The 19,211-nt window shown below is 62.9% G+C and carries 19 protein-coding genes and 1 tRNA gene; 14 read left to right on the forward strand and 6 right to left on the reverse strand.

Annotation, left to right across the window (positions count from 1 at the left end; all coding sequences use genetic code 11):
• Positions 1-20: 20 nt before the first annotated feature.
• Together gap and tkt are read right to left on the reverse strand one after the other, a co-directional pair.
• Positions 21-1,031 (reverse strand): type I glyceraldehyde-3-phosphate dehydrogenase, encoded by a 1,011-nt coding sequence (gap, locus tag EJ072_RS19170; RefSeq protein ID WP_126080833.1) that lies wholly within the window; start codon positions 1,029-1,031, stop codon positions 21-23.
• Positions 1,032-1,186: 155 nt separating this feature from the next.
• Positions 1,187-3,175, reverse strand: coding sequence for a transketolase (gene tkt, locus EJ072_RS19175; RefSeq protein ID WP_126080834.1), 1,989 nt, complete (start codon positions 3,173-3,175; stop codon positions 1,187-1,189).
• A gap of 262 nt (positions 3,176-3,437) precedes the next feature.
• Between tkt and EJ072_RS19180 the strand changes: the two genes are divergently transcribed.
• The 3 genes from EJ072_RS19180 (at position 3,438) to EJ072_RS19190 (ending at position 4,931) form a co-directional block, all read left to right on the forward strand.
• Complete coding sequence (locus tag EJ072_RS19180; RefSeq protein WP_023763725.1) at positions 3,438-3,710, forward strand: DUF4164 domain-containing protein; 273 nt, start codon at positions 3,438-3,440, stop codon at positions 3,708-3,710.
• 4 nt (positions 3,711-3,714) lie between these two features.
• Entirely contained in the window at positions 3,715-4,080 is a 366-nt protein-coding gene (locus tag EJ072_RS19185) for a cell division protein ZapA (protein WP_042641578.1), read from the forward strand.
• Between the two features lie 191 nt (positions 4,081-4,271).
• Complete coding sequence (locus tag EJ072_RS19190) at positions 4,272-4,931, forward strand: peroxiredoxin (RefSeq protein WP_126080835.1); 660 nt, start codon at positions 4,272-4,274, stop codon at positions 4,929-4,931.
• Positions 4,932-5,194: 263 nt separating this feature from the next.
• Here EJ072_RS19190 and rpoH read toward each other — a convergent pair whose 3' ends face one another.
• Both rpoH and EJ072_RS19200 read right to left on the reverse strand, forming a co-directional pair.
• Positions 5,195-6,106 carry an RNA polymerase sigma factor RpoH gene (rpoH, locus tag EJ072_RS19195; protein WP_126064089.1) on the reverse strand — a complete coding sequence of 304 codons (912 nt, stop codon included), beginning with the start codon at positions 6,104-6,106 and terminating at the stop codon, positions 5,195-5,197.
• A 213-nt stretch (positions 6,107-6,319) separates the two neighbouring features.
• Complete coding sequence (locus EJ072_RS19200) at positions 6,320-7,384, reverse strand: RluA family pseudouridine synthase (RefSeq protein ID WP_126080836.1); 1,065 nt, start codon at positions 7,382-7,384, stop codon at positions 6,320-6,322.
• 26 nt (positions 7,385-7,410) lie between these two features.
• Here EJ072_RS19200 and EJ072_RS19205 point away from each other — a divergent pair, with 26 nt between their 5' ends.
• The 9 genes from EJ072_RS19205 (at position 7,411) to EJ072_RS19245 (ending at position 14,208) form a co-directional block, all read left to right on the forward strand.
• A complete protein-coding gene (locus EJ072_RS19205) occupies positions 7,411-7,794 on the forward strand; it encodes a fimbrial protein (protein WP_126080837.1) in 384 nt (127 codons plus the stop codon).
• The gene (locus EJ072_RS19210) at positions 7,791-8,204 is read left to right on the forward strand and encodes a VOC family protein (protein WP_126080838.1); all 414 of its coding nucleotides are present in this window, start codon (positions 7,791-7,793) and stop codon (positions 8,202-8,204) included. The genes EJ072_RS19205 and EJ072_RS19210 overlap by 4 nt, the downstream gene beginning before the upstream one ends.
• Before the next feature lie 85 nt (positions 8,205-8,289).
• A tRNA-Glu gene (locus tag EJ072_RS19215) sits at positions 8,290-8,364 on the forward strand.
• A gap of 264 nt (positions 8,365-8,628) precedes the next feature.
• Positions 8,629-8,826: a helix-turn-helix domain-containing protein gene (locus EJ072_RS19220; RefSeq protein WP_126080839.1), complete on the forward strand. Its 198-nt coding sequence runs from the start codon at positions 8,629-8,631 to the stop codon at positions 8,824-8,826.
• Positions 8,823-9,665, forward strand: coding sequence for a hypothetical protein (locus EJ072_RS19225; RefSeq protein WP_126080840.1), 843 nt, complete (start codon positions 8,823-8,825; stop codon positions 9,663-9,665). The genes EJ072_RS19220 and EJ072_RS19225 overlap by 4 nt, the downstream gene beginning before the upstream one ends.
• A 104-nt stretch (positions 9,666-9,769) precedes the next feature.
• Positions 9,770-9,982: a helix-turn-helix domain-containing protein gene (locus EJ072_RS19230; protein WP_245467365.1), complete on the forward strand. Its 213-nt coding sequence runs from the start codon at positions 9,770-9,772 to the stop codon at positions 9,980-9,982.
• A gap of 63 nt (positions 9,983-10,045) precedes the next feature.
• Positions 10,046-13,066 (forward strand): DUF3987 domain-containing protein, encoded by a 3,021-nt coding sequence (locus EJ072_RS19235; RefSeq protein WP_245467366.1) that lies wholly within the window; start codon positions 10,046-10,048, stop codon positions 13,064-13,066.
• A gap of 249 nt (positions 13,067-13,315) precedes the next feature.
• Positions 13,316-13,879: a hypothetical protein gene (locus EJ072_RS19240; protein WP_126080843.1), complete on the forward strand. Its 564-nt coding sequence runs from the start codon at positions 13,316-13,318 to the stop codon at positions 13,877-13,879.
• Positions 13,876-14,208 carry a hypothetical protein gene (locus EJ072_RS19245; protein ID WP_126080844.1) on the forward strand — a complete coding sequence of 111 codons (333 nt, stop codon included), beginning with the start codon at positions 13,876-13,878 and terminating at the stop codon, positions 14,206-14,208. Before EJ072_RS19240 ends, EJ072_RS19245 begins: the two co-directional genes overlap by 4 nt.
• On the opposite strand, the gene EJ072_RS19250 is transcribed toward EJ072_RS19245, so the two are convergent.
• Both EJ072_RS19250 and EJ072_RS19255 read right to left on the reverse strand, forming a co-directional pair.
• The gene (locus EJ072_RS19250; RefSeq protein ID WP_126080845.1) at positions 14,205-14,558 is read right to left on the reverse strand and encodes a hypothetical protein; all 354 of its coding nucleotides are present in this window, start codon (positions 14,556-14,558) and stop codon (positions 14,205-14,207) included. The two genes, EJ072_RS19245 and EJ072_RS19250, sit on opposite strands and share 4 nt — an antisense overlap.
• Positions 14,559-14,644: 86 nt before the next feature.
• Positions 14,645-14,863, reverse strand: coding sequence for a hypothetical protein (locus EJ072_RS19255; protein ID WP_126080846.1), 219 nt, complete (start codon positions 14,861-14,863; stop codon positions 14,645-14,647).
• Positions 14,864-15,093: 230 nt separating this feature from the next.
• Here EJ072_RS19255 and EJ072_RS19260 point away from each other — a divergent pair, with 230 nt between their 5' ends.
• Entirely contained in the window at positions 15,094-15,300 is a 207-nt protein-coding gene (locus tag EJ072_RS19260; RefSeq protein ID WP_126080847.1) for a hypothetical protein, read from the forward strand.
• Between the two features lie 997 nt (positions 15,301-16,297).
• The gene (locus EJ072_RS19265; protein WP_126080848.1) at positions 16,298-19,063 is read left to right on the forward strand and encodes a hypothetical protein; all 2,766 of its coding nucleotides are present in this window, start codon (positions 16,298-16,300) and stop codon (positions 19,061-19,063) included.
• Positions 19,064-19,211: the final 148 nt, after the last annotated feature.

Genomic DNA, 19,211 nt, shown 5'->3' on the forward strand with positions numbered 1-19,211 from the left:
AACTGCTTAGCGAGCCTGGATCAGGCGATGGTCTTGCCGAAGGCGACGGCGGTGTCGCCCATGCGGTTCGAGAAGCCCCATTCATTGTCGTACCAGGACAGCACCGAGACGAAATTGCCGTCCATGACCTTGGTCTGGTCGAGGGCCACGATCGAGGAGTGCGGATCGTGGTTGAAGTCGATCGAGACGTTCGGGTGATGGGTGACCGAGAGCACGCCCTTGAGCTTGCCCTTGGAGGCGGCGATCAGCGCTTCGTTGATCTCCTGCGGCGTGGTCGAACGCTTGGCGACGAACTTCAAGTCGACCACCGAGACGTTCGGGGTCGGCACGCGGATCGAGATGCCGTCGAGCTTGCCCTTGAGGTCGGGCAGGACCAGGCCGATCGCCTTGGCGGCACCGGTCGAGGTCGGGATCTGCGACAGCGCCGCGGCGCGGGCGCGGTAGAGGTCCTTGTGCATGGTGTCGAGCGTCGGCTGGTCGCCGGTGTAGGAGTGGATCGTCGTCATCATGCCCTTCTCGATGCCGACGGTCTCATGCAGCACCGCCGCCAGCGGCGCCAGGCAGTTGGTGGTGCAGGACGCGTTCGAGATGACGATGTGGTCCTTGGTCAGCTTGTCGTGGTTGATGCCGTAGACGACGGTGAGGTCGGCGCCTTCGGCCGGGGCTGAGACGATGACGCGCTTGGCGCCGGCGGCGAGGTGCGCGGCCGCCTTGTCGCGGGCCGTGAAGATGCCGGTGCATTCGAGCGCGATGTCGACGCCGAGTTCCTTCCACGGCAGCTGGGTCGGATCCTTGATCGCGGTGACCTTGAACTTCTCCTTGCCGACCGAGATCTGGTCGCCGTCGACGGTCACCTCATGCGGGAAGCGACCATGCACGCTGTCGTAGCGAAGCAGATGCGCGTTGGTCTCGACCGGGCCGAGGTCGTTGACGGCGACCACGTCGATATCCTTGCGGCCGGATTCATGGATGGCGCGCAGGATGTTGCGGCCGATGCGGCCAAATCCGTTGATGGCAACTCTGACGGTCATTGTTTTCTCCCTAGGGACTGGGGGCGATTGGGTCCGCTGCTTCATAGCGGCCATGAGCCAAAGAATCCAGCCGCAGAAGGTCGAACTTAAATCGATTAGGTTAGTCCAGCATGGCCGAGCCGCCTATTTGCGGCCCCGCGAATTGACGCAGCCGGTCAGCCGTGCAGACGAGTCTCGACCGCTTTTGCCGCGGCCTCGGCGGTGATGCCGAAATGCGGATAGAGTTGCTCGATCGAGCCGGAGGCGCCAAAACCGTGCATGCCGATGAAGACGCCGTCGGTGCCGATCAGGTGGTCCCAGCCCTGGCGGATGCCGGCCTCGATCGCGACCTTCACCTTGGCGTTGCCGATGATCTCCTTGCGGTAGTCATCGCTCTGCTGGTCGAACAGCTCGAAACAGGGCACCGAGACGACGCGGGTGGGATGGCCGTGCTTTTCGAGCAGGTCGCGCGCGCCGAGCGCGATCTCGACCTCGGAGCCGGTGGCGAAGATCGTCACCACGGCCTCGCCGTTTGCCGCGGCGAGCTCATAGGCGCCCTGGCTGGAGAGGTTCTTCGCCGAATGCTCGGTGCGCACGGTCGGCAGGTTCTGGCGGGTCAGCGCCAGGGTCGACGGCGTCTTTTCGGATTCCAGCGCGATTTGCCAACATTCGGCGGTTTCGACCGCGTCGGCCGGACGGAAGACATTGTGGTTCGGGATGGCGCGCAATGCCGCCAGATGCTCGACCGGCTGGTGGGTCGGGCCGTCCTCGCCGAGGCCGATCGAGTCATGCGTCATGACGAAGATGGAGCGGATGCCCATCAGCGAGGCCAGGCGCATCGAAGGACGGGCATAGTCCGAGAAGCACATGAACGTGCCGCCATAGGCGATCAGGCCGCCATGCAGCGTGAGGCCGTTGATCGCCGCCGCCATGCCGTGCTCGCGGATGCCGTAATGGACATAGCGCTGGCCGTAATCGTCCGGCGTGATGTTCTTGGTCTGGCTGGTCTTGGTGTTGTTGGAGCCGGTGAGGTCGGCCGAGCCGCCGATGGTCTCCGGCACCGCGCCGTTGATGACTTCCAGCGCCATTTCGGAGGATTTGCGAGTGGCGACCTTCGGTTTGTCGGCCGAGAGCTTCTTCTTGTAATCGGCGATGACGGCGTCGAAGTTGGACGGCAGCTTGCCGGCGATCCGGCGCTCGAACTCGGCCTTGAGCTTCGGCTCGGCCTTGGCGAGGCGGCCTTCCCAGTCGGCGCGCGCCTTGGCGCCGCCGGCGCCGACGGCGCGCCAGGCGTCGAGGATGTCGGCCGGAATCTCGAAGGGCGGCGACTCCCAGTTGAAGAATTTGCGGGCGCCGGCGATTTCCTCGGCGCCGAGCGGCGAGCCATGCGCCTTGTTGGTGCCGGCCTTGGTCGGGGCGCCGAAGCCGATGGTAGTCTTGCAGGCGATCATCGTCGGCTTGTCGGAATGGCGCGCCGCCTCGATGGCATAGGCGATCGCTTCCGGATCGGTGCCGTCGATATGGCTGGCGTTCCAGCCGGAGGCCTGGAAGCGGGCGACCTGGTCGGTGTTGTCGGCCAGTGAGACCGGGCCGTCGATCGAGATGTTGTTGTTGTCCCAGAAGACGATCAGCTTGTTGAGCTTCAGATGGCCGGCCAGCGCGATGGCTTCCTGGGAGACGCCTTCCATCAGGCAGCCGTCGCCGGCCAGCACATAGGTGTAGTGGTTGACGAGATCATTGCCGAAGGCGGCGTTCATGATGCGCTCGCCGAGCGCGAAGCCGACCGAATTGGCAAGGCCCTGGCCGAGCGGACCGGTGGTGGTCTCGATGCCGGCGGCATGGCCGTATTCGGGATGGCCGGCGGTCTTGGAGCCGAGCTGGCGGAAGTTCTTGATCTGGTCGATCGTCATGTCCTCGTAGCCGGTGAGGTAGAGGAGCGAATAGAGCAGCATCGAGCCGTGGCCGGCCGACAGGATGAAGCGGTCGCGGTCGGCCCAGTGCGGGGCCTTGGCGTCGAATTTCAGGAAACGGCTGAACAGCACGGTGGCGATGTCGGCGCAGCCCATCGGCAGGCCGGGGTGACCGGAGTTCGCCTTCTCGACGGCGTCCATGGAAAGGAAACGGATCGCGTTGGCCATCCGATCATGTTGTTCACGCGACGTCATGCTTCCTCCGGAAGTGGGTTGGAGCCTGGGGAGAGCCCTTGGAAAAGGATGCCGCGACACATAGCAGGCGCGGCCTTTTAGTCAACAAATCGGGACGGATTTTGCCGGGCTTGTGATGGCATCGAGCGCCTTACATTAGCGATAGCGGGGGACAGTCGCGAGAGCTTTGTTGACGCGCCCTTCACCCGGCGCCTAATCTTTCCGAGGTAACGCGTTCTGAATGCGCGCGATTCGGTGATGGGCAGGGCATAGGACGAAGGCCATGACCGGGGAAACGACCCTCAAGGAAGTCATCGCCAGGCTGGGCAAGGCCATGGAAGGGCTGGAAAACGCCGTGGCGGCGAAGCTCGAGCACGAGCGTGATTATTCGGAAGCCGAGGCAGAGGTGCAGCGCATGAACGCCGACCGTTCGCGCCTGGCGCAGGAGCTCGACAATTCCGAAGCGCGCGCCGAGCGTCTGGAAGACGCCAACAAGGAAGTGTCGCGGCGGCTGGTGACCGCCATGGAAACCATCCGCGCGGTTCTGGACAGGTAGGGCAATGGCACAGGTCACGGTTTCCATCGACGGCAAGCAGTATCGCATGGCCTGCGACGAGGGCCAGGAAGAGCACCTGATCGACCTTGCCGAGCGCTTCGACCGCTATGTCTCGCATCTGAAGGATTCGTTCGGCGAAATCGGCGACCAGCGGCTTACCGTCATGGCCGGCATCATGGTGATGGACGAGCTGTCCGAGCTCACCAAGCGCGTCAAGGGCATGGAGAGCGAAGTGCTGACCTTGCGCAAGACGCGCGATGAGGCGCTGACCAAGGCCGACAAGAGCGACAGCGTGCTGACAACCGCGCTCGGCGCGCTCGCGCAGCGCATGGAAGATCTCGCGGTGACGCTCGCGGTAAAGAAGGCCTGAGCGGCTCCGATACCCGTTCCGACGGAAAATCCTACCGCGAATTGCCGGCGGTCACGCAAAAAATTCGCCTCGCGCAGGCCATGACCATCATCGCGAGCGTTTAATCGGCGTCGCGATGGTGCTACGCTTTTGCAGCCGGCAACGGCCAGCCGCAGGCCGGCTACGGTTTTCAAAGAGGGTAGGGACAGGTCATGAGTCTTCGTATCAACGATGTCGCGCCGGATTTCACGGCCGAGACCACGCAGGGCACCATCAAGTTCCACGACTGGATCGGCGACGGCTGGGCGGTGCTGTTCAGCCATCCGAAGAATTTCACGCCGGTCTGCACGACCGAGCTCGGCACCATGGCGGGTCTCGAGGACGATTTCAAAAAGCGCAACGTCAAGATCATCGGCATCTCGGTCGATCCGGTGTCGAGCCACGAGAAGTGGCAGGCCGACATTAAGACCGCCACCGGTCATACGGTGCACTATCCGCTGATCGGCGACAAAGACCTTCACGTCGCCAAGCTCTATGAAATGCTGCCGGCGGGCGCCGGCGAGAGCTCGGAAGGCCGCACGCCGGCCGACAACGCCACCGTGCGCTCGGTCTATGTCATCGGCCCCGACAAGAAGATCAAGCTGGTGCTGACCTATCCGATGACCACGGGGCGCAACTTCGACGAGATCCTGCGCGTCATCGATTCCATCCAGTTGACCGCTAAGCACCAGGTGGCGACGCCGGCCAACTGGAAGCAGGGCGACGACGTGATCATCACCGCCGCCGTCTCCAACGAGGATGCGGTCAAGCGTTTTGGGGCGTATGAAACGGTGCTGCCTTATCTCAGGAAGACCAAGCAGCCGACGGCATGATTTTTCCTTCTCCCCGTTCACGGGGAGAAGGTGCCCGAAGGGCGGATGAGGGGCGGCGCGGCATTCGAAGGGACCGCGCCGCCTCCCGATCCGATTGTTGGAACAAACCTCGCAGCCTCGGCGCTGCCCCTCATTGTCCTGCCGGACATTTCTCCCCGTATAGTGACGGGGAGAAAGGGCTGGTTTCGCCGCTTCGCCAAACAAAAAAAGGCAGCGCCAGATTCTGGCGCCGCCGTTTTGTTGTTGCTGTATGTGCGGTGGCTTTACGCCGCCGGCTGCGCCTCGATGGTGCGCAGCGCCTGCATCTGACGCTTGGCGGCGGCCTTGACCGCGTCCTGCACCTTCTCGAAGGCGCGCACCTCGATCTGGCGCACGCGCTCGCGGCTGATGTCGAACTCGGCCGAGAGCTCTTCCAGGGTCAGCGGCTCTTCGGCAAGGCGGCGCGCCTCGAAGATGCGCCGCTCGCGGTCGTTGAGCACCGACAGAGCGCCCGACAGCATGGCGCGCCGGCTTTCCAGCTCGTCCTGCTCGATCAGCATCTCTTCCTGGCTTTCGTGGTCGTCGACCAGCCAGTCCTGCCATTCGCCAGACTCGCCCTCGCTCGCCCGGATCGGGGCGTTGAGCGAAGCGTCGCCCGACAGGCGGCGGTTCATCGACACCACTTCCGCCTCGGAAACGTTGAGGCGGGTGGCGATCTCGGCAATCTGGTCGGGCTTCAGGTCGCCATCATCGAGCGCCTGGATCTTGCCCTTCACCTTGCGCAGGTTGAAGAACAGACGCTTCTGGTTGGCGGTGGTGCCCATCTTGACCAGGCTCCACGAGCGCAGGATGTATTCCTGGATCGAGGCCTTGATCCACCACATGGCATAGGTGGCGAGCCGGAAACCACGCTCCGGTTCGAATTTCTTAACGGCCTGCATGAGGCCGACATTGCCTTCCGAGATCACCTCGCCGATCGGCAGGCCGTAGCCGCGATAGCCCATGGCAATCTTGGCGACGAGCCGCAAATGGCTGGTGACGAGCTTGTGCGCAGCCGTGGTGTCCTGATGCTCGGCGTAGCGTTTCGCGAGCATGTACTCTTCCTGCGGCTGAAGCATCGGAAAGCGGCGGATTTCTTCCAGGTAACGGGCGAGACCGCCTTCACCGGAAACAATACTGGGTAATGATTGGGCCATGATAGCGCCCCCTCTCTCTTTGGAGTGGATGCCCCCGAAACGCGGCGGGCACACGTCACGGATGCCAAAGGCTCATCCGCGACAACTTCTGTATATAGGAACAAAACCAGAAAAGACAGGCATTTGTTCAACGCTAAACAGTCTGTCACGTTGAAGTGAACAACGCCGGTCAGGTTTTTTGATGGCTGGTTTGCAGCTTGTTGGCGGGTCGGTTCAAAGTTTTCGGAAGTCGACGACGAGTTCCTCCATGTCTCCCGGTATCGGCGCTTCGAACCTCATCGTTAGATGGGTGGTCGGGTGCTCGAATTCAAGGAGCCAGGCATGCAGGGCCTGCCGTGGAAAGGCTTTGACCTTGGTTTTCAAGGGTTCCGGCAGCCGGTTGGCTTTGGTGCGGAACGCCTGGCCGTAGTCCGGATCGCCGACAACCGGATGGCCGATATGGGCCATGTGGACGCGGATCTGGTGGGTGCGGCCGGTCTCCAGCCGGCATTCGACGAGGCTCGCGGTGGCGAAAGCCTGCTGTCCTTCGCCGAAGCGCTCGACGACGCTGAAATGAGTGACGGCATGGCGGGCATCGTCGCGGCCCTCGGGAACGACGGCACGGCGGACGCGGTCGGCGGCTCGGCCGAGATGGGCGTCGATCGTGCCGGTCGGCCGCTGCGGAATGCCCCAGACCAGCGCCAGATAGGCGCGTTCGAGATCGCCGGTGCGGCCGTGATCGGCAAAGGCTTCCGACAGGGCCTTATGCGCCCGGTCGGTCTTGGCCACCACCATGACGCCGCTGGTTTCCTTGTCCAACCGGTGGACGATACCAGGCCGTTTGACGCCGCCGATGCCGGACAGGCTGTCGCCGCAATGATGGATCAGCGCATTGACCAGCGTGCCGGTCCAGTTGCCGGCGCCGGGATGCACGACCAGCCCCGCCGGCTTGTTGATCACGATCAGCTCGTCGTCCTCGTAGAGGATGTCGAGGGGAATGTCCTCGCCTTGCGGTTCGGCCGGCTCGGGCGCGGGCACCAGAATCTCGATCCGCTCACCGGCGATCAGCTTGCGCTTGGTTTCCAGCACCGGCTTGCCGGCGATGGAGACAGCCCCCTGTTTGATCAGCGCCTGCACGCGGCTGCGCGAAAGCTCCGGCCCGAGCCTGGCGGCGAGCCACTGGTCGAGGCGCTGCCCGGCGGCGTCGGCGCCGGCTTCGAGCGCGACGGCTTCGCCGGATTCCTCGTCCGCCGATTCGTCCTCTATCAATATCGGGGTCTCTTCGTTATGAGCGCTCATCGAAACCCGTTGCGGATTGTTTAGCCATGGCCCGGCCGGTCGCCGAAGAAGATGAGGAAAAGCCGCTCGACCCCGCGGCCGAGAATGTGCGCCGCAAGCTCGTCCGCTTCATGATCGTCAATCTCGGCCTTCTGTTCCTCGCCCTTATGGTGGTGATCGGCGCGCTTGTCTACAAAGCCCGCAACGCACCGGTGGCCGGATCAGCGCCTGCCGGCGATGTCCAGGTTCCGGCCGGCGCGTCGCTCTCCGGCGACATCGTGCTTCCCGTCGGCGCCAAGGTGGTCAGCCAGTCGCTCTCCGGCAACCGCCTGTCGATCGACACCGAGCTTGCCGACGGCAGCCGGTCGATCTTCGTCTACGACATCGCCGAGCGCCGCATCATCGGCCAGTTCGCGATTCGCAACAAATGAGCGGCTTTGCCGAACGCCGCAGCGTTGCGACCGTCGCGCTCGTCGTCGGCAATTACGACGAGGCGGTTCGCTGGTATGTCGAGCGGCTCGGCTTCGTGCTCATCGAGGATGTCGACCTTGGCGGCGGCAAGCGCTGGGTCACCGTCGCGCCGGCCAAGGGCCAGGGCGCGCGGCTGCTCCTGGCTGAAGCTTCCGGCGAGGAGCAGGCCAGCCGCATCGGCAACCAGACCGGCGGCCGGGTTTTTCTCTTTCTCGAGACCGACGATTTTTCCCGCGACCACCAGGCGATGCTGGCGAAAGGCGTCGAGTTCCGCGAGGCGCCGCGCCACGAAGCCTATGGCACGGTGGCGGTGTTCTCCGATCTTCATGGCAATCTCTGGGACCTGATCGAGCCGAAACGGCAGTCCTGACACAGCCAATCCGTAAAGTGGTTCAGGCGTCAGAAACCCCAGTTGCTTTTTCCCGGCCGCCAGCCTATGTAGCCGGTTCTTGAGCGCGCCCATCGTCTAGCGGTCAGGACACCGCCCTCTCACGGCGGGAACAGGGGTTCGATTCCCCTTGGGCGTACCAAGCTTCTCCCCTTAGATTCCTTGGCTTTGCGGCGAATGAGCGTTGTCGCGCAGAGTTTTCGTTGTCGATTTCGTTGCTTCGGGATTCGGTGGATATGGCAAGCCCGATCAGGAGATCGCCCGATTCTGTATGACATAAAATATTGATTTGGTTGACTTATATGGCACGGGCCGATATCGTAGTAGACAACTGGCCGCTGGTGAAACGGATGACTCGGATTCTGGCCAATCAACGTGAGCAGCACGCTCCGAGCCGAGGTCATCCATGGGCATCCAGCACAGTACTCACTCCCCTGCAGTTCTGACGGTCAGCGAAACAGCGGTCTATTTTCGCATCAGCCGCGCGTCAGTTTGGCGGCTTCTCCGCACAGGCCAATTGAAGAAAGTTCGCATCGGCGGGCGGACGCTTGTCCGTCGCGTCGATGCCGACGCCTTCCTGGAAAGCTGCGTCGGTGCCGCATGATTGCGCTCGACCATCTTGAATTGCGGAGCCAGCGAGAGCGCCCCGACCACCCGGATCGGTACGACGATCCCAATCCCACGAGCCTTCTCGCATTCCTGGTCGAAGGCTTTCGCCGCGCAAACGAAATGGTCGCGCCCTCGCCTTGGGCGGGACCGGTTGAGATCGACCCCTCTTATCTGGTTTCGATCCGCAACGTGCTGACCGATCTCAACGCGTTTGCCGCGGTCATCGACCACACGCTGAGAACGAAGGCTCTTGCGTTGATGGCGGCTGCAGGCGTGTCGGGTGCCGCTGCCGAGCCGGTTGTTGATGAACTGGTAAGAGGCTGGCGCTACCAGCAGGTGGCCTGCGAGCTTTTGGCGAAGGATCGAACGATCTCGCAGAGCAAATACTTCTCCCCCGCGGCCCGTGTGATTGCGTCCGTCACGATGCTGTTGGAAAGCGAACTCGGCGCAATAAAGCCGACGCCTCTCTATGGCGAGACGGCGAGCCTCCTGAACCTCGGCATTCCAAAGAATGAGCGGGGATTAAAGGGCCGTCACATGCGCGCCGGTGTGAATCGTTGGAAGAGAGACTTGCTTGCGGCGGTCAACCGTAGACGGCGCGACTGCATCGCCGCGGACGATTTCATTCGGCTCGAGCTCCAGTACATCACCGGCACCGTCCGCGGTTTGCTGGTTTTGTGGCAACAAGCGCCCGGTGTCGAGCGCTTCAAGCGCGCCGGCCGCGGCGCCGCACTTGCCAGGTCGATCGACGAACAGGACTGCATCTCCTATCGCATCGGCAAGACCGACGACCAGCCGTTGAGCCTTCGGAAATTGTACGATTGCCGCCGCTAAAATCGCAGTCGCATCGCACAAAGAACACCACGACAATCGGCCACGACCAACCAGCCAAAGGGAAAACCATGCGCAGAGAACCGTCAATCGAGCCACCCGTGTTCATGACCGTGAGAGAAGCCGCGACACGTGCCAAACGCTCGACGAGTTGGATCCGGGAGTGGATCGCTTGCGGGCAATTGCACGCCGAGCGTCGTGGCGGCGGCCGGCTTTATGTTGACCAAGCTGACGTCGATGAGATCGTTGCGAAGACGGCCCGCCGGCGCCCGCGGCTGCCCGTCCCGTATCTGCGCTTGGTTGTCGACAACACCCAGTAAAACGAAAAGGCCCGGTCGATCCTGGCAGATCGCACCGAGCCCGAAGAAAGGTATTTGGACCCCGTGACCATACCCCAAAAAGCCTTCACCGCGCAACCCGAAAGGCCCAATTGGGAGCGAGCGCGCGAACTAGCTCGAGCACCGAACGTCAGCGATCTAGACCGGCTGTTGGCCGGTGGCTACGCCACGATGCTGCGGCCAGCCGCGCCCCCCGGAGCTACTTGCACATTTTGGGACCGGGCCAAGGGCGGCCTTGTCGATCGCATCAGCGACGGCAAAATCCCATCTCAATTCAAGAACGGGAAATGGGTCGGGTTCAAGGACTGGCGAAACGCGCCAGTCGCACAAGCCGACATAGTCGAATGGAAGCATTGGACAGGTCCGGTTAATTGGTGCGTCGTCACTGGTGAAATCGGGGTCTTCGATCTCGACATCAAAATCGGGCCGACGGAGACGGGACCGGCTGCCGATCGCGCCGGGCTGTTCATCGCCGAGATCAAAACGGCAATCGCGCGGGCAGTCGGCATGACAGTGGAGCGCCTTCCGTTACGGTGGCGCGACAACTCTACAAGCTGTGCCGTGTTCGTCCGACTGACCAAGCCGTTCGACAAGGACAATCGGCCATTCGTGGATCCGGAAGGAGGCAAACACGCCGTAGAATTTCTTGCTGCAGGCCAGCAAGTCGTCGTGGCTGGGACGCACACGTCGGGCGCCAAGCTCAACTGCTCTTTGCTAGACACGCCGTTCAGCGCCTTGCCGTTGCTCGAACCGGAAGACCTAGACCGCGCATTTGACGAGATATCCGCCGCGGCTACCCGTCTAGGCTACGCCGTTCCAGCTCCAGCTTCAAAGCAGAAGGTCGCAGGCGCCACAGGGGCGCCGTACACCTCGGGGGATGCCGTCTTGCGCGCGGTCATGGCCCGTCGATCGGAGTGGCTACCGTCGGTCGTCCCCGTGGTGCCGGGCGATCATGATGAGTGGCGTGTCTCTTCTGCCGATCTCGATCGCGACCTGGAGGAAGATTTGTCGATCTATCCTGACGGGATCTTCGACCACGGCACCGAGCGCAAGCATTCGCCTGCATCACTGATCCGCGAATTCGGTAACATCGATGAGGCCGGCGACATAACCTTCGGCGGATCGCCGATCTACGGGCCTGATTTTGCGGTCGTGGGCGAGATTGGCACAGACCTCAGGCGCCCGACCGAACGGGAGGCGTTGACGTGGCTCTGCCGCCAGTTGGCCGGAGACCAATTTCCCGAGTTCGGTGAAGGCGCGACGTGGAAATCAGCGTTGCCGACCGTCGCGCGTGCAGTTGGGCTACGCTGGACCGCGCTGGTGGTGGCCCGTTGGTTCGAATATGGCGTGGACGACGGTCCCGCAGGATGGGGACCGGAAAAGCTGGTCGAGCAGGCCGATACGCTGTCGGCCATGGAAGCAATAAATCCGGCTGCCTTTGCGCAGCTTGATTTCTGGCATGAAGTTGATCTTCGGCAGATCGTCGGCGACCGGCGCGCCGCTGTAGCCGCGGAAGCTCCCGAGCCGGCGGCACCTGATCCTGCCGACGACGATCTGCCGGAGCCGCTGGACATCTTTGCGCAGAACGATCCGGCGGACCTGTCGACCTTGCCGCCCAACTGCCTGCCTGAAATGCTCCATCGATGGGTTCGCAGCGAAAGCCGCCGTAAGGGCACACCGGAGAGCTTTGCTGCGATTGCCGCCGTTGCGGTCGCATCGGCCGCGATTGGAGCGTCCGCCAGGATCCAGATCCGCAAGTTCGATACCGGATTTACGCAGCCCGCGGGGCTGTGGGCCTGCATCATCGCGGCACCCGGCAGCGCGAAGTCGCCGATCATCAAGGCCGCCGAGAAGCCTCTGCGCAACCTCGATGCAGAGTGGCATCGCGTTTGGAAGCTCGAGCACGACATGTGGGAGACGGCCAACCAAGCATATAAGAGCCGGCGGAAAGATGCTCTGCCCCCTGGAACCGAACCTATCCAACGGCGGTGTGTGGTAGACGATGTGACGTTGGAGAAGCAGGTCCAACTGCACGCTCACAATCCGCGGGGGCTGATGCGCTCGCCTGACGAGCTCATGAGCCTCTTCGGGTCGTTGGGCGCGTACAAGCGGAACGGCGATGGCGATCGAAGTCAAGCGCTTCGCCTATTCGATGGCTCGGCAATTTCGGTCGATCGAGTAAACGGCGGCTCCATCCGCGCCGACAGTGCGCTGATGACCGTCCTCGCCAGTTCCCAGCCGCTGAAGATCGCCGAGATGGCCCGGAACCTTGGCGCCGATGGAATGCTTCAGCGCTTCACGTTCATCCTTGATGACGACGTCGACCGACACGGGATTGATGAACCGCCGGACGAAGAAGCGGCTGCGGCGTATGCGAGGGCCATCCAGATGCTGGCCTCGAACCAACCTACCGACGGAACACCGATCCGCATGGCTTCCGAAGCCCAAATTGCATTTGACGCTGCTGCCGAGCAGATCGCAAGGCTGAAGAACGCGCCCGGCCTGTCGGCCGCCTGGCAGGGGCATGTCGCAAAGTTCGGCATGATCCTGCCGCGCATCGTCCTTGTGTTTCACGGCCTCGAGGCGGCCTTTCGGTCGAGTGGTTCGCTCCCGCCGACGGTTTCGCTCGGCACGGTGGAAAAGGCCGTCTTATTCAGTCGCTTCGTGCTCCGGCATTCGATGGCGTTTTACTCGCGATATTTCGAGCCAAACACCGAGGCGGCGGACGCCCGTGGTGTGGCCGGGTATTTGCTGACCAAGCCGGATCGGACGACGTTGTCGCGCCGGATGATCTACGACGCGCGCACTGAACTCCGCGACCGGCGGCGCCTGTTTGCGGCAATGGCAGAGCTCGAAACAGCAAACTGGATCGCGGTCAGCAAGCGAGATCAGGATGGCCCATCTGAATGGCGCGTTAACGCCCGGATCCATCAGAGGTTTGAATCGCAAGCAGTGCGAGAGAAAGCAGAGCGCGCATCAAGGCGGAAGGCAATCGCTGCGGCCGGCGAAGCCCGTAAATGGTTAAATTCGGACAAATTGTCCGGTGGAGTCAGTCATGACGAGTGAGCGTGCGGCAACTGCGGCTTGCGTGTGCGAAGAACCAGATACCATTCTGCTTCTTTTCTATACCACCCGCTCTACCCCATGGTCCCTCCCACTTATGCGCGCGCAAGCCGCATTTCCCGCCGCGGGGATGGGAGGACAATCTGTCTTTGGCGTGGCGGGACAACAGTACCCAGATGGCGGATATCGTCGCGAGGAAGCAACGGCTTTTTCGGCGATACCTCACGTGAGCGTGCAATGGGAATTGCGGTCATGAAGAAGCGGGGCGCTCCGTCCTGGCTGCTCGCCTGGTCAACGTCGCCGGAATGGCGCACGATCTCTCGCGCGCAGGCCCGGAAGAACCTTGCGGCGTGGAAGGCAGCGCCGCGTTGCGGAGCTCACGCCCGGTCGACGGGGGAGTCGTGTCGCAATCCGGTTAAGGCCGGATTCAAGCGATGCCGCCTGCATGGCGCGACCCCTAAAGGAAAAGCATGGCACGTGTCGGCAGCCGCGGCCACCCCGGAGAAGACCGAACGCAAAGTCCGCGATCGGATTCGCGCGGCCGAAAAGAGAGCCCGGCGCTTAGCGAAGATGAGCCCTGAGGAATTGGCTGCACATAGACAGTGGCAGCGCACTCACAAGCCCGGCGGCGCCGCGGCCAGGGAGCAGGCTCGAGCCGAGCGCAAGCAGAACGCGGAATTCCGCAAGATGATTGCGGCGCCGCGGCCGACCCCAACCGGCGAGGCTGCCGCACTGGAATGCCAGATAGCGGCGCTACGGGTCGAGCTCGACGCCCGCCGCCGGGATGATCAGAAACCGATTGGAGCGTTCGCATGAGCGACCAGGACGACGAGTTTGACGACGACGAGCAGCGGCGCCGCGCCGCTATCATCCGGCGCGCTCGCGTCGAAGGCATCGAAGCGGCTTTCGAATCGGCCCTGATCGTGTGCCGCGACCTAAAGGCGCCGGCCCAGGCCCGGGCCAGCGCGCAGCGCACGCTACTTCAAATCGGCGGAATGCTTGATCGAGCCGACCGCAACGCCACGGTGGCGAAGGATCCGGCAGAGATGAACGGCGACGAGTTGCTACAGGCTACCGAAGCAGCCTTGCGGAAGCGCAAGCGCGCGATAGCCGCGGCGAAGCCAACCGGCGGCGCCTTCGATTAGAGTGGGTTCAGCGCTGTTACGCTCCAATCGTCCAGATAGGCCCTGATCGACGTCTCCATGAGAGACGCGGGCAGTGTAGCCGAGAGGATACGGAGCTCGAACGGACCCTTCGGATTTAGGTGGTGCTCAATCGGGGTGTCCCAAATTCGGAAGATGTCAATTCCTGGTGTTTCGGCATACTCGGCCCTGAAGTCTCTGGCTTTCCCGCGAAAATGCGGAAGCAGATGCGCCGGGTAGACCAGTTGCATCAGGACAATCGGCAGGCCGGTTTCAGCGACCTTGGAAGGGTGAAGGACGTCCCATTGAGACGTTCCGGGCTTGTGCATAATGTGGCGCGACAGTTCAGGCATTTTCGTACTCCATAGGCAACAAACAGACGTTGAGGCCCGCTGCCGGAGCAGCGGGCCTTCGGATCTCAAGACTTTGGGCGAGCCCGCTATCTGGCGGCAGCGGTATTCAGGCTCTCGTGGCGGCGCAGGAGATCGGCGCAGCGTTCGCGGATGAACGCGCTTGACGTGTTCTTGTGATACGCTTCGACCTCGTCGAGAAGCTCCAACATCTCCACTGGGTCGGCGTTTTCCCTTTCAGCGCGCCGTAACTCAGATGCGATCTGGAAAAACAAATTTACCTCGTTCTGTTTGTCGGTATTCGTCATGGCCGTTCTCCGCTTTTAAAGTGTTTATGGGCACAATAACGGGCGGTTGATTGAGGTCGGTCAAGCTATATTTTTAGACGGACTTTGTTGATCATTGTCGATCCGGCCGATCAACTCGCACTACACCCAAAGTATTGAATGAATTACTTTATTCGCGCGGAGATTGGAAAACGGTTGGTTTTGATGCTAAGTCAGTCGACTGCGGATGTTGATCGGGGGACAGCTTGGCCATGACTGAGCCGACGATATATGTGCCTCTAGGGCTTTGTGTCGCCTATGTGGCGTGGCGATTCTTCGCCCCTTCCTTCTTCATGAACCGCGAGCTCGCTCGCCATGCCCGGATGGATACGCAGCGGGAGCACGAGCGCGCTCGTCTGATGGAGGCACTGGCGGCTTTGCTTGCAAGCCGCTACCACGCGCGTTTTCTAAGTCGTTGAGATTGCTGGCGAGACAACTGCATAGGTATTGCAGTTGTTGCGCTCCAGGCGCCCTCGACGGCGCCGAGGGCGCCCCGGCTCGAGCCTGGGTCCTAGGGCGGGTCCACCCCGTGGCACAGTCAGTCGCGCGCGGCTGAAACCCCGGCGATCGGTCGTAGGAATTTGCGGCCGTTTCAAACTTTTGGCCGTTTAGTTTGTCCGATTTCTCGCTTTTTCAAAGGCGTAGTTTCGTATCGCGTTTCCGATCATTGTCAGGCACCGACGAACTGGATCAGCGCCATGCCGACCGAATTCCTGATGCCCTTGGCCGACGAGCACTACGAAGTCGACCCGCCGAGCCAGGCGGAGATCGACTTCGACAACGAGATCGATCGCTTCCTCTTCAGCTTCTGGAAATGCACCCTGCCGGAGGTCGACATCACATTCGAGTTGCCCCTGACTCTCGAATGGCTTCGCAAGTTCAAGCCCGCCTTCCAACTCGACGCCGAGCGGCGCGACAAGCTGATCAATGCAATTGGGGATGCGGCCGCGGCGCTCATCCAAAAGCTGCCTCACATCTACCACCCGCGGATGGTCGGAATCTGCATGACCGCCGCCACGATCATCGTGAGAGATTGGGCCGAAGACGAGCAGCAGAAAGCGGCACATCACCCGCACCGGCTGGTCGACGCCAGGCTGCATGTGCGGATCCTCGAGCGCGATCTGCATAACGCTTGCGACTTCGCTTGGCTGCAGCAGCGCAAGGGGAGCCGCCAGCATGAAACTCGTCCGGTCGCTACTTGCCGCAGCCAACAGCATGGCAGCCGAACAGGTCGCCGCATGACGCTGGTTTCAACGCCCGCGCCGGTGTATATTTCGAGCGCCGGAACACGCGCGGAACTCGGGCAGCCGCACCGCCGCGGGCTTGCCCGCATCCGAAACCGAACCCCACCGCAAAATCGCATTCGATGGGCCTTGCCCGATCGTGTCGACGGTTCGAAATTGACGGAGTGTTCCGATGCCGGGTCCATGGGAAAAATATCAGCAGCAGACCACCGTCCCGCCGGGCTTCCGCGTTGTGCAGCAGCCAGGTTCGGACCAGCCGGCCAATGTCTTCGATCAGTTCGACGCTACACCGAAGCCGCAGGCCGCAAGTGAGCCGCGCTTTCCCGGCGTCCCGGTCGACGCGGCAAATGACCCATGGGCCGCATTCCCCGATGCCAAGGCGCCGGCGAACGTCTTCGACCAGTTCGACAAATTGCCGCCGGGTTTCCGCGTTGTCGAATTTGAAGGGCAGCGGGTTCAAGTACCCAACGACTTCACGGACGACGAGATTTCCAGTGCGCTGAGCACCTTGACGTCTAAACCGTTGGCACCAGGGAAAGGGCCGCGGGTGCAGAGCCCGGCCGGAGATGGGCCGTGGATGAAGTATGGCGCGCCGGCCTCGCGGCAGGCAGTCACGCAGGTCAAGGCCCCTGATGGATCGATCGTCGAATTTCCCGCCGGAACACCCAATGACGTCATGACGAAGGCCATGCAAGAGACGTTTGGCGGGCCGTCAGCGCCGACGCAGCCGCCGGTTGCTGACCCGTGGGCTCAATTCCCCGACGCCCCGGCGCAAGCCACGCTGCCCGAACTTGAAGACGCCCTGCGCAATGCTGATGCCGCTGGCGATGCGGCCGCGGCGCGGCAGCTTGCCGACGAGATCGTGCGTCAGCGTTCCGCCGCGTCTGCACCGGCCAGCCCGCTCGGCAACGTTATCCGTCACAATCTCGGGCTGCCCGAGCAGCCCGTTGAGCAGCCTCCGATCAGCACGGCAAAGGACGTCGGGGAGTCCTTCGCCTCGGGCGTGCCGCGCGGCGTCGTCGAAACCGCTATGTTTCCGATCACCCTAAGCCGCATGGTCGAAGGCGCAGGCAACTATCTCTACAACAAGGTCGAGAACGGCGTGCGCTACGCCATCGGCGCCGATCCCCTGTCGGAAGAAGAGTTGGCCCGGCGCGAAGCAGGCATCAACGCCTCGCCAGCCTACGGCGTTCAGGACCGCACGCGCGAGATCATGGATGCCGTGCTTCACAAGCCTCAGACTACGGCGGGCAAGTACGCCGGAACGATCGGCGAATTCGCAGCGCCCGGTGGCTTGCCGAGCAAGGGTGCGCGAATGGCAGAAACGGGCTTGGACGTCGCGCGCCGATACGGAGCGGATTTGCTCGGCAACGTGGTAGCGCCTGCGGTTGCGTCCGAAGCGGCGGGCCAAGCCACGGAAGGTACGCCATACGAGGGCATGATGCGATTTCTTGGCGCTCTGTTCGGCAACGCCGGCACGGCTGCGGTTCGCGCCCATAACGCGCCCGAGAGTGTCGTGCGTCGGGCGACTGGCGACTTGACGGACGTCCAGTGGCAACGCGCACGCGACCTTCAGAACAACAGCGTGGGCGTCCACCTGACCGGCCCCGAAGCAATCTCCCAGGCAACCAGCGGCGCGACCGCATTGCCAACGGTCCAGCGAGTGGTTGAAGGCTCGACCAATGGCGGCGCTCGCATGGGCCCATTCTTCGCGCAGCGTGTCGGCCAAGTGGGCAGTGCTGTCGGCAACGTGCTCGATCAGGTCGCCCCGCAGAGCGCGCAGCCGTCCACGCTCGGCCCGCGCGCGGCCGAAGCAGCGGCTGAGATCATCGATCGGACCCGCCAAGGCATCAACACGCAGACGCGCCCACTTTACCAGGCAGCGGAGGCGCAGAGCGTACCGGCTGATCAGTTCGGCGCAATCGCGGCCGACCCGAGGTTCGTGGCAGGCGTGGAGCGGCTTCGCGCCAATCCAGAACTTTCGCCGGAATACATGACGTCGCCAGTCGGGGCTGCCGGTCCTGTGCCGCCGCAACCGCTGCCGGCGAATTCGATTCCCGTGATCGACGCTGTCACGAAGGACTTGAATGCACGCGGCGAGGCGTTAGCCAACCCGGCCAACCCCCTTTACGGTCCCGAGCTCGCGGGCCGCAGCCGCACCGCTGCTGCCGATGCGCGCAACGCCGCTACGCGCGCGTCGCCCGAATACGCACAGGCGCTGGCAGAGCAGGAAGCGCTCCGTCGAACGCAACTCAATCCGCTCGAGCAAGGTCCGGTTGGGCGCGTGGCCGCCGCAACGAACACCGCCGGCGCTGGCAACGCCCTTCTCCCCCACGACCCGCTCACCGGCTCCGCCGGTGAAGCCGCCGACGCGACCCGCCGGCTGGCGGCGCAGGATCCCGAGACCACGGCCGCCTTGGTGCGCCAAAATTTGGCCGATCGCTTTACCAAGGCCAGCACGGAGACGCAGGAAGGGATTCGGGACTACGCCGGCGCCAAATTCCGCAAAGATGTGGCCGGCAACGATACCCGACGGGACGTGCTCGACGCCGTGCTGCGTTCACTGCCGGGCGGAGAAGCCTCAGCCGATCGCATGGGCGAACTGCTCGACGTGCTGCAGGCAACCGGTCGGCGTAAGCCCATTGGCAGCGCGACGGAGTTCAACCGAGCGCTCAATGCCGATCTTGGCGACGCGTCTCCCGCAGCGCGCGCTATTGCTGTCCCGACGTCGCTCGGGCGCTCGCTGTTCACTTCTGCCGGCGACGCAGTGCGACGCAGGGCCATGCGCGACGGTGTCAGCACGTTGGCCGACATGTTCATCGCGCCAAATTCGGTCGACCTGATCCGCAATGCCAGGAACCGCACTGGACGCGCTATGGCCGCAGATGCTGCGGCGCGGACCGCACTGGAGAGCGGCACAACCCTTTACGGTCAGTAGAAGCGCCGCCGGCCGCGTTCTGTATCCAGCGACTCTACGGTTGGGTGTCTGGCGCATCTAACGGAGCCCATCTGGCCGCGCCATTCACCACCGCTAACATGAAGGTCTTTCCTGTCCGCTTATCTAATTTTAGGGATACGCTTATAGG

The organism is Mesorhizobium sp. M2A.F.Ca.ET.046.03.2.1, from assembly GCF_003952425.1.
GTDB lineage: Bacteria > Pseudomonadota > Alphaproteobacteria > Rhizobiales > Rhizobiaceae > Mesorhizobium.

Bases quoted from the DNA above. Each gene is read 5' to 3' on its own strand.
- EJ072_RS19220 (WP_126080839.1), top strand. From the start codon at position 8,629: ATGGGCATCCAGCACAGTACTCACTCCCCTGCAGTTCTGACGGTCAGC.
- gap (WP_126080833.1), bottom strand. From the start codon at position 1,031: ATGACCGTCAGAGTTGCCATCAACGGATTTGGCCGCATCGGCCGCAAC.
- EJ072_RS19225 (WP_126080840.1), top strand. From the start codon at position 8,823: ATGATTGCGCTCGACCATCTTGAATTGCGGAGCCAGCGAGAGCGCCCC.
- rpoH (WP_126064089.1), bottom strand. From the start codon at position 6,106: ATGGCCCAATCATTACCCAGTATTGTTTCCGGTGAAGGCGGTCTCGCC.
- EJ072_RS19190 (WP_126080835.1), top strand. From the start codon at position 4,272: ATGAGTCTTCGTATCAACGATGTCGCGCCGGATTTCACGGCCGAGACC.
- EJ072_RS19210 (WP_126080838.1), top strand. From the start codon at position 7,791: ATGAGCGGCTTTGCCGAACGCCGCAGCGTTGCGACCGTCGCGCTCGTC.
- EJ072_RS19200 (WP_126080836.1), bottom strand. From the start codon at position 7,384: ATGAGCGCTCATAACGAAGAGACCCCGATATTGATAGAGGACGAATCG.
- EJ072_RS19185 (WP_042641578.1), top strand. From the start codon at position 3,715: ATGGCACAGGTCACGGTTTCCATCGACGGCAAGCAGTATCGCATGGCC.
- EJ072_RS19180 (WP_023763725.1), top strand. From the start codon at position 3,438: ATGACCGGGGAAACGACCCTCAAGGAAGTCATCGCCAGGCTGGGCAAG.
- EJ072_RS19260 (WP_126080847.1), top strand. From the start codon at position 15,094: ATGACTGAGCCGACGATATATGTGCCTCTAGGGCTTTGTGTCGCCTAT.
- EJ072_RS19230 (WP_245467365.1), top strand. From the start codon at position 9,770: ATGACCGTGAGAGAAGCCGCGACACGTGCCAAACGCTCGACGAGTTGG.
- EJ072_RS19205 (WP_126080837.1), top strand. From the start codon at position 7,411: ATGGCCCGGCCGGTCGCCGAAGAAGATGAGGAAAAGCCGCTCGACCCC.
- EJ072_RS19250 (WP_126080845.1), bottom strand. From the start codon at position 14,558: ATGCCTGAACTGTCGCGCCACATTATGCACAAGCCCGGAACGTCTCAA.
- EJ072_RS19240 (WP_126080843.1), top strand. From the start codon at position 13,316: ATGAAGAAGCGGGGCGCTCCGTCCTGGCTGCTCGCCTGGTCAACGTCG.
- EJ072_RS19265 (WP_126080848.1), top strand. From the start codon at position 16,298: ATGCCGGGTCCATGGGAAAAATATCAGCAGCAGACCACCGTCCCGCCG.
- tkt (WP_126080834.1), bottom strand. From the start codon at position 3,175: ATGACGTCGCGTGAACAACATGATCGGATGGCCAACGCGATCCGTTTC.
- EJ072_RS19255 (WP_126080846.1), bottom strand. From the start codon at position 14,863: ATGACGAATACCGACAAACAGAACGAGGTAAATTTGTTTTTCCAGATC.
- EJ072_RS19245 (WP_126080844.1), top strand. From the start codon at position 13,876: ATGAGCGACCAGGACGACGAGTTTGACGACGACGAGCAGCGGCGCCGC.